Origin of the sequence: Nioella nitratireducens, from assembly GCF_001879715.1 — a bacterium.
Classification (GTDB): domain Bacteria; phylum Pseudomonadota; class Alphaproteobacteria; order Rhodobacterales; family Rhodobacteraceae; genus Nioella; species Nioella nitratireducens.
In genome coordinates, this window is record NZ_MNBW01000018.1 from 1 (window position 1) to 15,843 (window position 15,843).

General features: G+C 65.6%; 14 protein-coding genes. 2 read left to right on the forward strand and 12 right to left on the reverse strand.

Features of this window, described 5'->3' with window-relative positions; genetic code table 11:
* Positions 1 to 78: 78 nt before the first annotated feature.
* From BKY27_RS15795 to BKY27_RS15840, 10 genes are all read right to left on the reverse strand, one after another.
* Positions 79 to 573, reverse strand: coding sequence for a hypothetical protein (locus tag BKY27_RS15795; protein ID WP_071675456.1), 495 nt, complete (start codon positions 571 to 573; stop codon positions 79 to 81).
* 55 nt (positions 574 to 628) lie between these two features.
* On the reverse strand, positions 629 to 1,108 hold the full coding sequence (locus BKY27_RS15800; protein WP_071675457.1) for an RNA pyrophosphohydrolase: 480 nt from the start codon (positions 1,106 to 1,108) through the stop codon (positions 629 to 631).
* Positions 1,109 to 1,122: 14 nt separating this feature from the next.
* On the reverse strand, positions 1,123 to 2,445 hold the full coding sequence (locus BKY27_RS15805) for a S41 family peptidase (protein WP_071675458.1): 1,323 nt from the start codon (positions 2,443 to 2,445) through the stop codon (positions 1,123 to 1,125).
* 9 nt (positions 2,446 to 2,454) lie between these two features.
* Entirely contained in the window at positions 2,455 to 3,588 is a 1,134-nt protein-coding gene (locus tag BKY27_RS15810) for a murein hydrolase activator EnvC family protein (RefSeq protein ID WP_071675459.1), read from the reverse strand.
* On the reverse strand, positions 3,585 to 5,102 hold the full coding sequence (gene gpmI / locus BKY27_RS15815; RefSeq protein WP_071675460.1) for a 2,3-bisphosphoglycerate-independent phosphoglycerate mutase: 1,518 nt from the start codon (positions 5,100 to 5,102) through the stop codon (positions 3,585 to 3,587). The genes BKY27_RS15810 and gpmI overlap by 4 nt, the downstream gene beginning before the upstream one ends.
* A 741-nt stretch (positions 5,103 to 5,843) precedes the next feature.
* Positions 5,844 to 6,314, reverse strand: a complete 471-nt coding sequence (gene rlmH / locus BKY27_RS15820) for a 23S rRNA (pseudouridine(1915)-N(3))-methyltransferase RlmH (RefSeq protein ID WP_071675461.1) — start codon at positions 6,312 to 6,314, stop codon at positions 5,844 to 5,846.
* 9 nt (positions 6,315 to 6,323) lie between these two features.
* Positions 6,324 to 6,704 (reverse strand): ribosome silencing factor, encoded by a 381-nt coding sequence (rsfS, locus tag BKY27_RS15825; protein WP_071675462.1) that lies wholly within the window; start codon positions 6,702 to 6,704, stop codon positions 6,324 to 6,326.
* A 149-nt stretch (positions 6,705 to 6,853) separates the two neighbouring features.
* Positions 6,854 to 7,567, reverse strand: coding sequence for an LrgB family protein (locus BKY27_RS15830; protein ID WP_071675463.1), 714 nt, complete (start codon positions 7,565 to 7,567; stop codon positions 6,854 to 6,856).
* Positions 7,560 to 7,913: a CidA/LrgA family protein gene (locus BKY27_RS15835; protein WP_071675464.1), complete on the reverse strand. Its 354-nt coding sequence runs from the start codon at positions 7,911 to 7,913 to the stop codon at positions 7,560 to 7,562. Before BKY27_RS15835 ends, BKY27_RS15830 begins: the two co-directional genes overlap by 8 nt.
* A 113-nt stretch (positions 7,914 to 8,026) precedes the next feature.
* Entirely contained in the window at positions 8,027 to 9,220 is a 1,194-nt protein-coding gene (locus tag BKY27_RS15840) for a TsoY family (seleno)protein (RefSeq protein WP_071675465.1), read from the reverse strand.
* Positions 9,221 to 9,338: 118 nt separating this feature from the next.
* Here BKY27_RS15840 and BKY27_RS15845 point away from each other — a divergent pair, with 118 nt between their 5' ends.
* Together BKY27_RS15845 and smc are read left to right on the forward strand one after the other, a co-directional pair.
* Positions 9,339 to 9,632 (forward strand): hypothetical protein, encoded by a 294-nt coding sequence (locus BKY27_RS15845; protein ID WP_146636267.1) that lies wholly within the window; start codon positions 9,339 to 9,341, stop codon positions 9,630 to 9,632.
* Between the two features lie 130 nt (positions 9,633 to 9,762).
* Complete coding sequence (gene smc, locus BKY27_RS15850; protein ID WP_071675467.1) at positions 9,763 to 13,215, forward strand: chromosome segregation protein SMC; 3,453 nt, start codon at positions 9,763 to 9,765, stop codon at positions 13,213 to 13,215.
* Here smc and BKY27_RS15855 read toward each other — a convergent pair whose 3' ends face one another.
* Together BKY27_RS15855 and BKY27_RS15860 are read right to left on the reverse strand one after the other, a co-directional pair.
* On the reverse strand, positions 13,216 to 14,730 hold the full coding sequence (locus BKY27_RS15855; protein ID WP_233491862.1) for a phosphate ABC transporter substrate-binding/OmpA family protein: 1,515 nt from the start codon (positions 14,728 to 14,730) through the stop codon (positions 13,216 to 13,218).
* 69 nt (positions 14,731 to 14,799) lie between these two features.
* A complete protein-coding gene (locus BKY27_RS15860) occupies positions 14,800 to 15,777 on the reverse strand; it encodes a hypothetical protein (protein ID WP_071675469.1) in 978 nt (325 codons plus the stop codon).
* Positions 15,778 to 15,843 lie beyond the last annotated feature (66 nt).

Genomic DNA, 15,843 nt, shown 5'->3' on the forward strand with positions numbered 1-15,843 from the left:
CCTCCGAACAGTGTTGAAGCTTGGTAACTCCAACCAACTCGGTCAGGATCGAATGGACAACCTGTTGAAAGCTCACATCTAGTCCGCTCCCTCGCAGCTATCGCCCCGCATGCAGGCCGCGATCCGGTCCAACTCTTCCTGCTCCGGGTCGAAGATCAGCCATGCCGGGCAGGCCTCGACCGACAGGAAATAGTCCCGATCCTGATTGACCCTGAGAAAGGCCAGAACCTCGCGCCCGTCCGGCGGCGGTGCCCCGCAATAGTCGAGGACGCAACTGACATCGACCGTCACCTCCAGCTCGGTCGGGGTGCGAAACCCCACACGGCTGCCGATATCGCCATAGAACAACGCCGGGAAGGTGTAGGGCACGCCCTGCCCGTCCTCGGCGGATTCCGTGATCAGGGGGGTGTCCGGCCCATCCCGCAGGAATGATCCATGGACGATTACGTAGCGATCATCGGAGTTGGCGGCCTGCTGATACATGCCTGCCGGATCGAGAAAGTTGCAGGACAACGCAAAGACGGGCGCAGTTGAACCGACCAGTGCCAGAGTCGCGGCAAACCATTTCAGCATCGGGCATCTCCATTACGGATCATGGTGATCCTGCCAGAAAATCGGCCCGCTGACGTCAGACCAGCCCCAGCTCTCGCATCACCTGCTGGTAGATCGGGCGCTTGAACGGCACGATCGCGTCAAGCAGTTCGCCGGGGTCCATCCAGCGCCAGTCGGAAAACTCCTCGTCCTTGTAGGCGAGGTTCACCACCTCGTCCGGCGCGTCCAGGCGCATCAGGAACCACATCTGCTTTTGCCCGCGATACTTGCCACCCCACCGTGTCGCCACCACAGCATGCGGCAGATCATAGGGCAGCCAGTCGACCGTCTGGCCAACCAGCGTGACATGTTCCGGTGCGACGCCGGTTTCCTCCAGCAATTCGCGCCGGGCGGCGGTCTCGGGCTCTTCGCCCTTGTCCACACCGCCCTGCGGCATTTGCCAGGCAGGCACATCCATATCGGCACGCTGCCCGGCAAAGACCTTGCCTTCACCGTTGATCAGCACCACGCCGACGTTCAGCCGGTAGGGCAGTTTCGCAATCTGCTCGGGCGTCACCGGCTGCGCCCCCGTTACTGGGGACGCAGGGCACTCAGCCCGTGCAGGATGTCGATGGCATAGGCCAGCTGATAATCCTCGGCCCGCAATTCCGCCATGGCTTGTACCTGATCCTGCTCTTCCTGGAGTTGCCGGATCTCATCCTCGCTAAGCGTGGTGTTGGCCAATGCTCCGCGCAGCGAGGCCTCGGTGCGTTGCGGGCGACCGTTACCCTCGACCGCGCCGACCTCGCGCTGTTCGACAAGGATGTCGGGGGCCACGCCAAGGGCCTGAATCGAGCGGCCCGACGGGGTGTAATAAAGCGATGTCGTCAGACGGATCGCGCCATCGCCCTGCACCGGCATCACCGACTGAACCGACCCCTTGCCAAAACTGTTGGTACCCACCACCACAGCGCGGTGGTGATCTTGCAAAGCGCCGGCCACGATTTCCGAGGCAGAGGCCGAGCCTCCGTTGATCAGCACCACCATCGGCAGCCCGTCGATCAGGTCGCCCGGCGTGGCGTTGTAGCGATCCCCATCCGCGGGGTCGCGGCCACGGGTCGAAACGATCTCACCTTGCTCTAGGAAGGCATCCGACACCCGGATCGCCTGGGTCAGCAGGCCGCCAGGGTTGTTGCGCAAGTCCAGAACCACGCCTTCGAGATTGTCGATCCCGCCGACCTCGTCGATCATCTGTTCCAGCCCGTCCCGCAGGTTGGGGAAGGTCTGTTCCGAGAAGCTGGCCACACGCAGGATGGCGGTGTTGCCCTCAAGCCGGTGACGCACGGCGGTCAGGCGGATACGATCACGCACCAGTGTCAGGTCGAACGGTTCCTGCTCGCCCTCGCGCACGACGGTCAGCACGATTTCCGAGCCGATCTCGCCGCGCATCATGTCCACCGCTTCTTCCAGCGTCATGCCAAGCAGCGACTGCCCGTCCACATGGGTGATGAAATCGCCCGACTGGATGCCCGCATCCATCGCTGGAGTATCGTCCATCGGGGTGATGACCTTGACGAAGCCTTCTTCCTGCGTGACCTCGATCCCCAGACCGCCGAACTCGCCACGGGTCTGGGTCTGCATCGCGTCGTAATCCTGCGGCGGCAGATAGGATGAATGCGGATCGAGCGAGGTCAGCATCCCGTTGATCGCGGCCTCGATCAGGTCGGCCTCGTCCACGTCTTCAACGTAATAGGTGCGGATACGCTCGAACACATCGCCGAACAGGTCCAGCTGTTCATAAACGCTGGTGTTGCGCGTGTTCTCCTGGGCGATCAGGGGGCCCGCGACCTGCGTGGTCAGCAGGATGCCGGCCGCGGTTCCGCCGAGCGCCGCCATCACAAATCTCTTCGTCATCTCAACTCCTCACTGGTCTTGTGTCGCGAACCACGGGGTCGGGTCCACGGGCTCTCCGGCCTCTCTCATTTCCATATAAAGCGTTTCCGACAGATCTCCGCCAGCCGATTGGCCCGAGGAAACGATCAATTCTTCGCGGTTTGGCGATTCGCCCCCCATCAAAGCAACGGGATTGCCTTGCGCCAGCAGATCCCCGGCCCGCACGAAGACTTCTCCGAGTCCGGCGAGAATCAGCAGATAGTCGCCCTGCGGCTCCAGAATGACGACATTGCCGTAGTCCAGAAGCGGCCCGGCATAGCGCACCGTCGCGTGCCAAGGGGCCGAAACCAGGGCGCGCGGTTCGGTCGCAACGATCAGACCAGGGCGAACCACCCCCGCCGCATCGGGTTGGTCGAACGCACGCAGGATGCGCCCCCGCACCGGCAAGGGCAAGTCGCCACGCTGCGCGGTGAACGAGGGCAAGTCCCCGGCCGCACCGGACAGCGAGTCGAGCGACCGGATCGCCACCGCGAACCCATCCAGGGATTCGGCACTATGGGTCAGTTGCATGAGCGCATCGGTATCGGCGGCATGGCGCGGCGGCAAGGTGCGCCGCTCGGCCATGGCCTGACTCAGCGCCACGCGGGCCTGTTGCACACCGCTCAGCCCATCGGACAACTGCTCTTCCGCGCCATCCTGCAACGCCCGCAACAGGGCAAGTTCCTCTAACTGGTGGCGCAGGTCCGTCGCCTCTCCGGCCACTGCGGGGGTCACGTCGGACAGGATCATCCCCGCCCGCGCGGTGCCGACCGGCCCCGAAGGATGCAGCAGCATCAGCGGGGCCGGGGCCTCTTGCATGGATTGCAACACGCCGAGCAGCCGTCCGAGACGCTCTTGCTCGGCTTCGAAGACAACGGTGATCGCCTGTTCCCGTATAGCGGCGCGGCGCATGCCTTCGCGCAGCGCGGCCAGCCCCTCTTCATAGGCGGTGATCGTCTCGGTCAGGGCATCGACGCGGTCGCGGGCGTCCTCGGCCTCGGACATCGACAACGCGGCGCGCTCCAACATCTGCGCCGCGCGCTGCGCCGTCAGCGCCGGACCGTCCTGCGCCAGTCCAGCCGACGCGCTGGCGCAAAGCGCTGTGATCAGCGCCAGTTGTTTCATGCAAACAGGCACGTGCCTGTCATCTCCTGGGGTTGCTCAAGCTGCATCAGCCGCAACAGGGTGGGCGCCAGATCGGCCAGCCGCCCGTCATGCATCTTGACCCCCTCGGGCCCGCCAAACAGGATCACCGGCACCGGGTTCAACGTGTGCGCCGTGTGCGGCCCGCCGGTTTCGGGGTCGATCATCATGTCGCAATTGCCGTGATCCGCCGTCACGATCATTGCGCCGCCGACCTTTTCCAAGGCCGCCACGGCCGCGCTGAGGCCAGAATCCACCGCTTCGCACGCCTTCACCGCAGCGGGGATGATTCCGGTATGCCCCACCATGTCGGGATTGGCGAAGTTCACCACGATCAGGTCGTATTGCTTCTCGATCGCATCGACGAGATGTGCAGTCACCTCTCCGGCCGACATTTCAGGCTGCAAGTCATAGGTCGCCACCTTGGGCGATTTCGGCATGTAACGATCTTCGCCCTTGACCGGGGCTTCCTTGCCGCCGTTCAGGAAGAAGGTGACATGCGGGTATTTCTCGGTCTCGGCGATATGGAACTGGGTCAGGTCGTGGCTGGCGACCCATTCCGCCAGCGTGTTCCTGATTTCCTGTTTGGGGAAGACCGTGGTCATGAACGTGTTGTGTCGTTCCGAGTAGTCCACCATCCCGAGCAGCGCGGCAAGGGGCGGGCGGCCTGTCACATCGAACCCGTCAAACTCCGGATCGCCAATGGCCGACAGGATTTCCCGCGCGCGGTCGGCGCGGAAATTGAGGAAGAAGACGCCGTCGCCATCCTTCATCCCCGCGTAGCCTTCGATCACGAAAGGTTCAATGAATTCATCGGTTTGGTCGAGATCATAGGAAGTCTCGATCCCGATCTGTGCCTCTTTCATCGCGTCGCCATCGGCCAGCACCATCGCGCGCCACGCTTTCTCGACCCGGTCCCACCGGTTGTCGCGGTCCATGGCGTAGTAGCGGCCCGAGACCGAGACCACCTGCGCGCCTTCAGGCAGGGCGGATTCGACGGTCAGGATGTCGTGGAACGCGGCTGTCGGGGCCACGTCGCGGCCATCGGTGATGACATGGACAGCGACCGGAATGCCCTTGTCCGTCAACATCTTGGCTGCGGCGAGCATGTGGTCCTGATGGGCGTGGACGCCGCCTTTGGAGGTCAGGCCGATGAGGTGGGCGGTGCCGCCAGTGGATTTCAGGGTTTCGGCAAAATCGTTAAGGGATTGATTTTCAAAGAAAGACCCGTCCTCGATGGCAAGGTCGATCTGGCCGAGGTCCATCGCCACGACCCGGCCCGCGCCGATATTGGTGTGGCCCACTTCCGAGTTGCCCATCTGCCCGGTCGGCAGGCCCACATCTGGGCCATGCGTGACCAGCGTGGCATGGGGGCAGGTTGCCATAAGCCTGTCAAAACAAGGGGTTGCGGCAAGGAAAGGGGCGTTTCCGGGGCCGTCTGGGGCCAGACCCCATCCGTCGAGAATGCACAGCACCACGGGTTTGGGAACGGCCATGTCGGACCCCTTTTCTGCAACGGTCCCCCGCGTTCTAGGCGGCGGCGGAGCCTAGGGCAAGGCCCGCCTGCTGCCCGCGTCGACGCAGCCACGCGACACGCAAAAACAGGGGGTGCCACGCGTACACCCCCTGTACACCCCCCGTACACCCCCTGTGCATACGGAAAGAGGGTTTTGGGTTTAGGGGGGTAGAGATGACAGAGACGTCTCTTGGCGGTGGTTCACGGCCCATTCCGGACGGTAGCGGTAGGCGTAGCGGATGACGGTTTCGCGCACATTGCGGACCATGATCGGAATGTCAGCGATGAGGGCAGCGGCCGCCCGTGGTGGGCGCGAAAGCGCCCGCCTTGGGGGCGGGCGGGCGCTGCCCGGCGTAAACGCCGGGCGGTAAAGATGATCGAAGTGTCCGCCAGGGGAATGTCCGCATTGTTCCGCATAGCGGACTTTCACGCTCTCCGCCCATTCTGACCGGACGGAATCCCACTCCAACCCAAACCTTCCGCCAAAGCACACCCGCGCACGCCCCGCGCGGGACAAAGGCCGCGAGGCCGCCGCGCATCGCCGGGCCGCTATAAAGGGCTGCCATTCAACGGTCGGATCGCCGCACCGCGGCCCGTCGCTCCGCGGCTTGGTCCCGGCCGCGATGGAGGTGACAGGCCGGTGGGGAGCTTGGTGCCCCGATCCGATCTGTCGCGGATTTGGCTGGCATGAAGCGCTGCCGCTCGCCCGTTGGATCGCCCCTCACACGCGGTGATACGGGCTGCCCGACAGGATGGACGCGGCGCGGTAGAGCTGTTCGCAGAGCATCACGCGGGCGAGCATGTGGGGCCAGACCATCGCCCCGAAGCTCAGCACCATGTCGGCCTGGTCCACCAATGCGGGGTCTAACCCGTCTGCGCCCCCGATCACGAAGGCCATGTTCTGCGCGCCCTGATCGCGGCGTTTGGCGAGGACGCCCGCGAACTCGGGCGAGGACATCACGCGCCCGCGTTCATCCAGCGCGCATACCACGGCACCGGATGGCAGGGCCTTGCGCAGAAGCTCCGCCTCGGCGGGTTTGCCACCGCCCTTCTTGTCCTCGACCTCAACCAGTTTCGCGGGGCCAAGGCCAAGCGCCCGCCCCGTTCGATCGAACCGTTTGAGATAATCGGTGACAAGATCGGCCTCGGGCCCGGCCCGGAGCCGGCCCGCAACGCAAAGACTGACCCGCATGAGAGGATCTCAGACGCTGCCGGCGGGCAGCCACATCTTCTCTAGCTGGTAGAACTCTCGCACCTCGGGGCGGAACACGTGGACGATCACATCGCCCGCGTCGATCAGCACCCAATCGCCGCTGTCTTTGCCTTCCATGCGCACGGTCAGCCCGAAGGTCTCTTTCACCCGCTCGGCAAGCTTTTCCGACATCGCCGCCACCTGCCGCGAGGACCGGCCCGACGCGATGACCATGTGGTCCGCCATCTGGGTCTTGCCGCGCAGGTCGATCTGGACGATCTCTTCCGCCTTGTCGTCGTTGAGAGAGGTCAGCACCGCGTCGAGCAACGCATCGCTCGTCAGGGTCTGGGTCGGGCGCGAACGGGGCGCCGTTGGTGCAGCCGTTTCCATGGCCGCTTGAACAGGTCCAGTCAGGACGTGGTCCTCCTTGGTAGCACGCCGCAAAGATCCCCGGCGCCGGGATGCGTCAAATGTAGCATCGGCTAGCGCCTGTCTCAACCAGCGGCCCGATTCGCAAGGGTCAATTTGTTGCTATTCGGTCAGAACAGGCTGGCGGCAAGCGGGGCAAGCACCGCCGTGAGGATCGCGTTCAGCCCCATGCCGATACCGGAAAAGGCCCCGGCGGTCTCATTCACCTGGAAGGCGCGGGCGGTGCCGATGCCATGCGCGGCCACGCCAACGGCAAAGCCGCGCGCGCGCCAGTCGCGCAGGCGCAGCAGGTTCAGCAGGGGCGTGGCAACGATCGCGCCGATGACGCCGGTCAGCAGAACAAGGACCGCTGTCAGGGCGGGCGCGCCGCCAATACGTTCGGACACGCCCATGGCGACGGGGGCGGTGGCGGATTTCGGGGCGAGGGAGAGAAGCGGCTCCATCTCCAGCCCGAGCGCGTACCCCACGCCGAGCGCCACCGCGATTGCGGTGGTGGACCCGGCCAGCAGGGCGGCCAGCATCGGCACCAGTGCCTTGCGCACCCGACCAAGGTTGAAATAGAGCGGCACGGCAAGGGCCACGGTGGCGGGGCCAAGCAGGAAATGCACGAACTGCGCGCCTTCGAAATAGACCGCGTAGGGCGTGCCGGTGACCCAGAGCGTCACCGCCAGCATAATCACCGCCAAGAGCACCGGGTTGGCCAGCGGCGCGCGGTTCGCCAGCAGGGAAATCCGGTCGGCCGCGACATAGGCCACAAGGGTCAGGGTCAGCCACAGCAGCGGCCCTTGGCTGAGATAGGTCCAGAGTTGCCAGACATCAGTCATCGGCCAGCCCCATCGCCTTGGCCACGCCGGTGAACACCAGCGCACCAACCGCAATCGCCAGCACCGTCGACAGGACCAGCGCCGCGAAGATCGCCACGCCGTGCGCGACCAGCAGGTCCATATGGCCGATCACGCCGACGCCCGCAGGCACGAACAAGAGCGACAGGTGCCCCAGGAGGCCAGTCGCCGTCTCCTTGATCGCGGTGGCGAGCCGGGGGATCAGCGCCATTGCGGCCAAGAGCAGGACCATGCCCAGCACCGGCCCCGGCAGGACGGGAAACAGGGCGCGGCTGATGACCTCGCCCACAAGCTGGAACACCAGCAACACCGTGATGTGGAAAATCATGCCGCCTGTCCCTTCGTGGCCGATCAGATTTGACCGACCCTAGCGCCCCTTGCGGAAAGGAAAACCCCGGCCTTGCACGGGCCGGGGTTCCCAGATGGACCTGAAAGGGAGGATCAGGCCGGAACAGCGCCTTTCGGGGCTGGCGTGAAGTGCTTGCGGGCCAGTTGGATCACCAGAACGATCATGGCGACCTGCAGGGCGACGGCGATGCCGGAGATGGCCCAGTAGGCGACCGAGAACTTGGCGACCAGACCGGCGGCGACCAGCCCTTTGTTCAGCCAGAACTGCATCATCACCGACAACGCCACACCGGGGCAAACCAGCGCGTAAGACCCGGCCGAGGTCTCGGCCCCCGTCACGAAGCGAGCGACGTAGCCAACGCGCGACAGCACGGCCAGACCGAACAGGGCAAAGAACACCTCGACCGACAGGAAGCGGGTCAGCATCACCAGCGTATCGGCGGCGGTGGCATACCCGTCGAAATGCACATGCAGCCCGTGGGTCATTCGGATCATGGCGATGCCGATCACGGTCATCAGCGGGATCACGACCATCAGAGTCGGCGCGGCCTCGACATTCACGCCATGTTCCAGCATCGGGCGCACGCTCATCACCATGACAATCAGCGCAAGGATGACCGCCGCCGTCACGAAGAAGGTCGACAGCACGATGGCGATGCCCGAGGTCAGCGCGGCGGTGGACATGGCGGCGGGGGCGGCCAGCCCGACGCCGACCATGGCCAGCGCGAAGGCGGGCAGCATCTGGGCGAAGGAGTTGTTGGCCGAACAGTCGAATCCGCCGGAATGCAGCCGCTGCGTGATGAAATAGCCAAGTTCGCGGAAGGCGATATAGCCGATGACAAGGAAGGCCATCAGCGCGGCGGGGAACATGTATTCGACCACGGCCCATAGTCCCGGCACGAAGGTCAGGCCAAGGATGAAGGCGACGTTGGCCGACATGGCCAGCGCCAGCGGCAATGCCAGAACCTGGCTGCCCGCGTTGGATCTGGCAAAGCCCTCATAGGCATCGGACCGGCGGAAAGCGGCAAAGCGGCGCAGGTTGAAGACCAGAAGCTTCAGGTTCCACAGGCCGAAGATGGCGATCCCGGTCCACGCGCCCAGAACCATCGCCTGTTGCGGCAAGGTGCCCCCGGTCAGCAACGCCCATGCGTTTTCAAAGATCGGCACCGGCAGGCCCGGATGCGGCACCCAGAACATCAGCCACATGAAGAAGGTGACAGCCAAGCCGCCCGCACCAAGCGAGGCGAGGAAATAGAGCGGCGAGTAGCGGTTTGCGGCGGGGGTCATCCCGGACACTCCTTTAGTTGACAATGGTAACTAAATACGCGAGACGCCGCGCTTTGGCAAGAAATGATTGACTGCGTTAATTAACGATTTGATAACCATCTTGTCGCAGGGTTTCGACATGAAACATGTTCTGATCCCGCTCTGCCTTGCGCTTGCCGCCTGTGACAGCCCCGCCCCCGCCATGATGGGCAGCGCCCCCAACCATGTCTCGATCGACGGCGTTGATTTCACCATTCGGATTCGCGGCACACGGGCCGAGGCGATCCGCACCAACTTCATGCCCAACCCGTCCATCGGCGCGGTCTACCCCCGCGCGCTTCAGGCGATGCAACAAGTCAGCGGCTGCCGCGTGATCGAAGACAGCCTGCGCGGCGACGTGGCGGTGATGCGCGCCGATCTGGACTGTGGATAGGCCGCAGAACCCATATATCTTGTGGATAATGCGCTGAAACCCGCCATATCGTGGGGCCGCGCGTTGACTCGGCAGTCCTGCCTGCCGGACACTGGGGGAACCCAGAATCAAAACGGCAGGCAGTTCAGACGTGCAGTTCTCGCGGCTCAGGCTCAACGGTTTCAAAAGCTTCGTCGATCCGACCGATCTGGTCATTGCGGATGGGCTGACCGGCGTTGTCGGCCCCAATGGCTGCGGCAAGTCCAACCTTCTGGAAGCGCTGCGGTGGGTGATGGGCGAAAATCGTCCGACGGCGATGCGCGGCTCGGGCATGGAGGACGTGATTTTCGCCGGGGCATCGACCCGGCCCGCCCGGAATTTTGCCGAGGTCTGCCTGACCATCGACAACAGCGAGCGGCTGGCCCCAACCAGTTTCAACGATTCGGACAACCTGGAAATCATCCGCCGCATCACCCGCGACGCCGGCTCGGCCTTCAAGACCAACGGCAAGGATGTGCGGGCGCGCGATGTGCAAATGCTGTTTGCCGATGCCTCGACCGGGGCACATTCGCCCGCGCTTGTGCGGCAGGGCCAAATTTCGGAGCTGATCAACGCCAAGCCCAAGGCGCGCCGCCGCATCCTTGAGGAAGCCGCCGGGATTTCCGGGCTCTACCAGCGCCGCCACGAAGCCGAGCTGAAGCTGAAAGGCGCGGAAACCAACCTGGCCCGGATCGACGATGTGCTGGACCAGCTTGGGGCACAATTGGCGCAACTGACCCGGCAGGCCCGGCAGGCCGCGCGCTACCGTGAAATCGGCACAGAGCTGCGGCAAGCCGAGGGGATGCTGCTTTATCGGCGCTGGAAAGAGGCAGAAGACGCGCGCGCCAAGGCCGAAGACGCGTTGCGCGAGGCCGTGACCGCAGCGGCCCGCGCCGAACATGCGTCGCGCGAAGCCGCCGAAATCAGGGAAGAGTCCGAGGCAGCCGTGCCGCCGCTGCGCGAGGAAGAGGCCATCGCCACCGCCCTGTTGCAGCGCGTGACAGTCGAGCGGACCGCGCTGTCGGACGAGGAAGCCCGCGCGATCAAGGCCATCGAAACGCTCAGCGCCCGCATCGCGCAACTATCCAGGGATCTGGAACGGGAAAGCACGCTCAACGCCGATGCGGGCAGCACAATCGAGGTCTTGCAGGAAGAGGCGGAAGAATTGCGCCAAGCCGGGGAAGGCCACGAGGATGCGCTGGACGGCGCGCTGGACCGGGTCGAGGCTGCAACCGACACACTGGCCGAGCGGGAAAGCACCCATTCCGAGCTGACCGAAGAAGCCGCCCGCCTTGCCGCGCGCCACCAATCGGCGCAACGGTTGCTGGACGAAACCGCCCGCGCCGCCGCCCGTCATGCCGCCGAAGCCGAAAAGGCCCGGTCGGACGCCGAGGCCGCCGAGGCATCGCTTGACGATCTTGCCCGCCAGCATGACGAGGCCGAGCAGGAGTTGACCCATGCCACCGATCTTGCCGGGCGCGCTGAGGAAACCCTGACCGAAGCCGAGGCCGCCCGGTCCGATGCGCAAGCGGCCGAGGGCGAGGCCCGCACCGCCCGCGCCGAGGCGGAAGGCGAGTGGAACACGCTGGACGCAGAAGTCCGGGCACTGGCCAAGCTGCTGGATCGGGAACGGGGCGACACCGCCCAATTGCTGGACCGCGTGCGCGTGGCGCCGGGGTTCGAGGCCGCCGTGGGCGCGGCCCTGTCCGATGACCTCAAGGCGCCAGAGGCCGACGGCGGCGCCACCGGCTGGACCACCCTGCCCCAGTATGACACCCCGCAGCCGCTGCCCGCCGGGGTCGTGTCGCTGGCCGATTACGTCGATGCGCCGCCGGTTCTGGCCCGCCGCCTGCGCCAGATCGGGGTGGTGCAGAACGGCGACGGCCCGGCGCTTCAGGCGCAGTTGCAGCCCGGCCAGCGGCTGGTCAACCGCACCGGAGACCTGTGGCGGTGGGATGGTTATGCGCTGGCCGCCGAAGACGGCTCGTCCACCGCGGCACGGCGCTTGCAACAGGCCAACCAATTGGCCGACCTGTCCGCCGAGCTGGAACGCGCCGAGGTGGCCGCGGACCGCGCCCGCGCCATGCACGAGGCCAACGCCAACCGCCTTGCCGCGCTGACCGAGGCCGACAAGCAGGCCCGCGCCGCCCGCCGCGCCGCCGATCAGAAACTGGCCGAGGCCAGCCGCACCTTTTCGCGGACCGAGGCCGAGCGGAACATCCTCGCCGGCAAGCTGGAAACCCTGACCCAAGCCGCCGCACGCCATGCGGAAGAGGCCGAGACCGCCCGCGAAAACATGGCCGAAGCGGAGCAGACCAAGGCAGAGCTAGAGGATCTGGACGCCGCCCGCACCCGCGTGGAAGCCGCCCGCGCCGAGGTGGAAACCGCGCGCTCTGCCCTTATGGCCGCCCGCGCAGCGCACGACGAACTCAAGCGCATGGGCGAGGCGCGCGACACCCGACTGGCGCGCATCGCGCAGGACATCGCCGGGTGGCGCAAGCGGCTGGACAGCGCGACCTCGCATATCGCCGACCTGAATGAGCGCAAGGACGCGACCGAGGCCGAGTTGGAACAGGCCCGGCTTGTGCCGAATGAGATCGCCACGAAGAAAGAGCGTCTGGCCGAGGCCATCGACACCGCCGAAGAGCGCCGCCAAGCCGCCGCCGATGCGTTGGCCGTGGGCGAAACCCGCCTGCGAGAGGCCATCGCCTCGGAGCGCGACCGGGAACGCGACGCCTCGTCCGCACGCGAGGCGCGGGCGCGGGCCGAAGCCCTGCGCGACAGTGCCGCCGAAGCGCTGCACACGGCCGCCGAGCGGATCGAAGAGGAAATGGAAACCACCCCGCAGGCGCTGCTGGAAAGCCTCGATATGGACCCTGACGCGATGCCCTCGGTCGACAAGATCGACGCCGACGTGGTGCGCCTGCGCCGCCAGCGCGATGCGCTCGGGGCGGTGAACCTGCGGGCCGAGGAAGATGCCCGAGACGTGGCCGAGGAACGCGACACGCTGCAAGCCGACAAGGACGATCTGGAAGAGGCGATCCGCAAACTGCGCGGCGGCATTGCCAGCCTGAACCGCGAAGGGCGCGAACGGCTGCTGGCCGCCTTCGAAGAGGTGAACACCAACTTCGGGATGCTCTTCACCCATCTTTTCGGCGGCGGCGAGGCCAAGCTGGTGCTGGTCGAATCCGATGACCCGCTAGAGGCGGGGTTGGAAATCCTCTGCCAGCCGCCGGGAAAGAAACTGTCGACGCTCTCGCTGCTGTCGGGCGGCGAACAGACCCTGACAGCGCTGGCGCTGATCTTTGCCGTGTTCCTTGCCAACCCGGCCCCGATCTGTGTGCTGGACGAGGTCGACGCGCCGCTCGATGACGCGAACGTCACGCGGTTCTGCGATCTGCTGGATGAGATGACCCGCCAAACCGACACCCGGTTCCTGATTATCACCCATCACGCAGTGACGATGGCGCGGATGGATCGGCTGTTCGGGGTAACGATGGCGGAACAGGGCGTCAGCCAACTGGTCAGCGTCGATCTGCACAAGGCCGAGCAGCTGGTCGCGTGATCAGCGCAGCCAAACTTCCACGCGCCGGTTCACCGCCCGTCCCGCCGCGCTGTCATCGCAGGCCATGGGCAGCGCCTCGCCAAAGCCCAGAACCTGAAGGCGCACGCGATTGAGGTCGCCGTCGGACGCGGCCTCGATCAGGGCCAGCCGGGCCGCCTCGGCGCGGCCAAGCGACAGCCGCAGGTTGGCGTCGGCCCCGCCCTGCCCATCGGAAAACCCCACGAACACCAACTCGCGCCCATCCAGCGCCCCGCGTTCGATGGCCCGCGCCAGTCGGGAAATCGCGCTCGCCGATTGGGCGTCCAGCGCGGTGGTGCCTTCCTGGAAGCGGAAAGTGGGCGAAAGACGCTCGGCCCCGGCCATTGCGCCGACAAGCTCTTGCAGGTCGTTCAGCGAAATCTGGTCCCCTGCCGCCGCGATGGCATTGGCCAGCCGGTCGCCTTGGCGCGACAAGGGCAAGCGCGTGATCCGCTGGTTGACCACGCCGACCCGCCGCAACACGCGATCCGCCTCTTCGCCCTCGAAAAACCGCAGGAACTCTCGCACAAGCTGCGGCATCCGGCGTAGCGGCAGATAGGCCACCAGCGGCGCGGTCAGGGGGTAATCCTCGGATTTCAGGCTGCTGGCGGTGGCGGGCTGAACAAAGCCGCACGCGCCCTCCAACGGAACGATCCGCGCATTGCCGGGGCGAGAAAAGCTGCCCATGCCAATGGCGAAGGGGTCACGCGCAACGGCATCGGCCAGATCGGTGGCGTCGTCGTGGCGGATGACCTGCGGCGCGGGCTGAGCCTCTCGCGGGGTCATCACGCGCATCAGGAAATCCTGTGCGGCGCCAAGATCGGCGGCCATCAAATGCAGCGCGATCGGTGCATCGGGGCCGCCCAGGTCTTGCCAATTCGTGATCTCGCCCGCGAACAGCCGCGCCAGCGCGTCCAGGGACAGGGCGTCGATGGCATTGCCCGGTGCCACCAAGGGCACCAGCGCATCAAGCCCGATGACCCGGCTGCGCGCCAGCATCGACAGATCCCCCTGATCGGCGGCCTCGGCGGCACTGCGTTCCGCGTCGGTCAGCGCGCGCACCGCCAGCGCGATATCGGTATCGCGGGTTTCCAGTGCAACCAGACCGTCCGCCGTGGTCGAGCGGGTCACGTAGAAGCGGGCTGCCAGGGTTTCATCCTCGTTGCGTTCCAGCGCAAAGAGCGTGCGGTCATCGGCAAGGATCTGTCGCCGCACCCGCATCCCGCGCGCCGCGGCGAAGCGTTCGATCATCACAGGCAGAATCTGTTCGGCGATGAAGGGCGCCCCGGCAAGGCGCAACTCGGCGACATAGCTTTCCAGATTGGGACAGCCCGGACCGCGGCAGGAAACACCCTCGGCGCTGACGGACAGGGGGCCATAGATGGAATCGATGCGGTAAAATTCACCGTCGAACCCGATCAGCGTGCCGGACAGTTCCACGGTGCCGTCGAATGACCGCAACTGCACATCCTGTGCCACGGCAGCGAGGCCGGTCATGAAAAAGCAAAGAGCGGCCAGAACGGCCGCCCTGAGAAATAAACCCATGGGCTCGAATGCCGGTAATGATCAGTTTGAAGCGACTCTCAGGTCCTGTAGCAGATTTTGCAACAGCAGATAGTCGCCCACGGCGTCACAGTCCGGCACGGTAAAGTCGAGACCGACCACCGAAACCTGTCCGTCATCGCCCAGTTCCAGCGTGCGCGCCTCGGTCGGCAGGCCACAATTCGTTTCGGTTACCGGCGCTTCGATGGTCAGCCGCACATTGCCACGATCCAGCATGGTGTCGCGCGGAAAGGTGTAGATCTGCGCCAGCATCGGCTCTGCCACGGTGACATCGCCCACCTCGGACAGAAAGCCGCCCTCGCCCGACAGTGCCCTGTCGATCGCGCCGGGGTTCTCGGCCCAGATATCACCCGCCTCGCCATAGGTGGCGCCAAATTCCATCGCGTGCAGTTCCAGTTGGCGATCCTCGACCCACTGAACCCCGACACGGTTGTAGCGACCGAGATCAGGCACCGCCGTCAGCGCCGACTCTGACGTGCCATCGGGCATTCGCACGGTAAAGAACGCGGGGGTTTCAAAGGCTGGGATATCCATCGTCAGCAGGCCCATGACGCCGGTCTGCCCGGTCAGGTTCAGGCCGGAATGTTCCACCACCACCCGCTCGAACGGCTGGCAGGGGTCCATGATGTCGAGTGCCACCATTGCTCCATCGCCCGCCGTCGCACTGACGGACAGCCCACAGGGCAGGCCAAAGGGGCTGAGGTCGGATTCCTCGGCAACGCTGCCCACATCGGCGGGGGCTTGGGTGATGCGGGTCGGCTGCGTCAGCGCCGGGGCTTGTGGCGCTTCCGCCGGGACCGGAGGCAGGGGGCCCGCAGACTCCGGCGTTCCGACCGCAAGGTTCATGACCGGCAGACCAGCGGGAACGGTATCGTCCATGCCTGTTGCCGTTTCTGGCCCTGCGAGAGCGAAGGGCAGGCCAAGCGACAGGGCGCCCAGTCCTAGGGCTGCGATGGCAATGATGCGCGGCGAGGGGTTCATGGCGGTCTCCGGTCTGGTGAACACCGGGGAACACTCGCGCCAAATTGGGGCGAGACTGCGGAAACG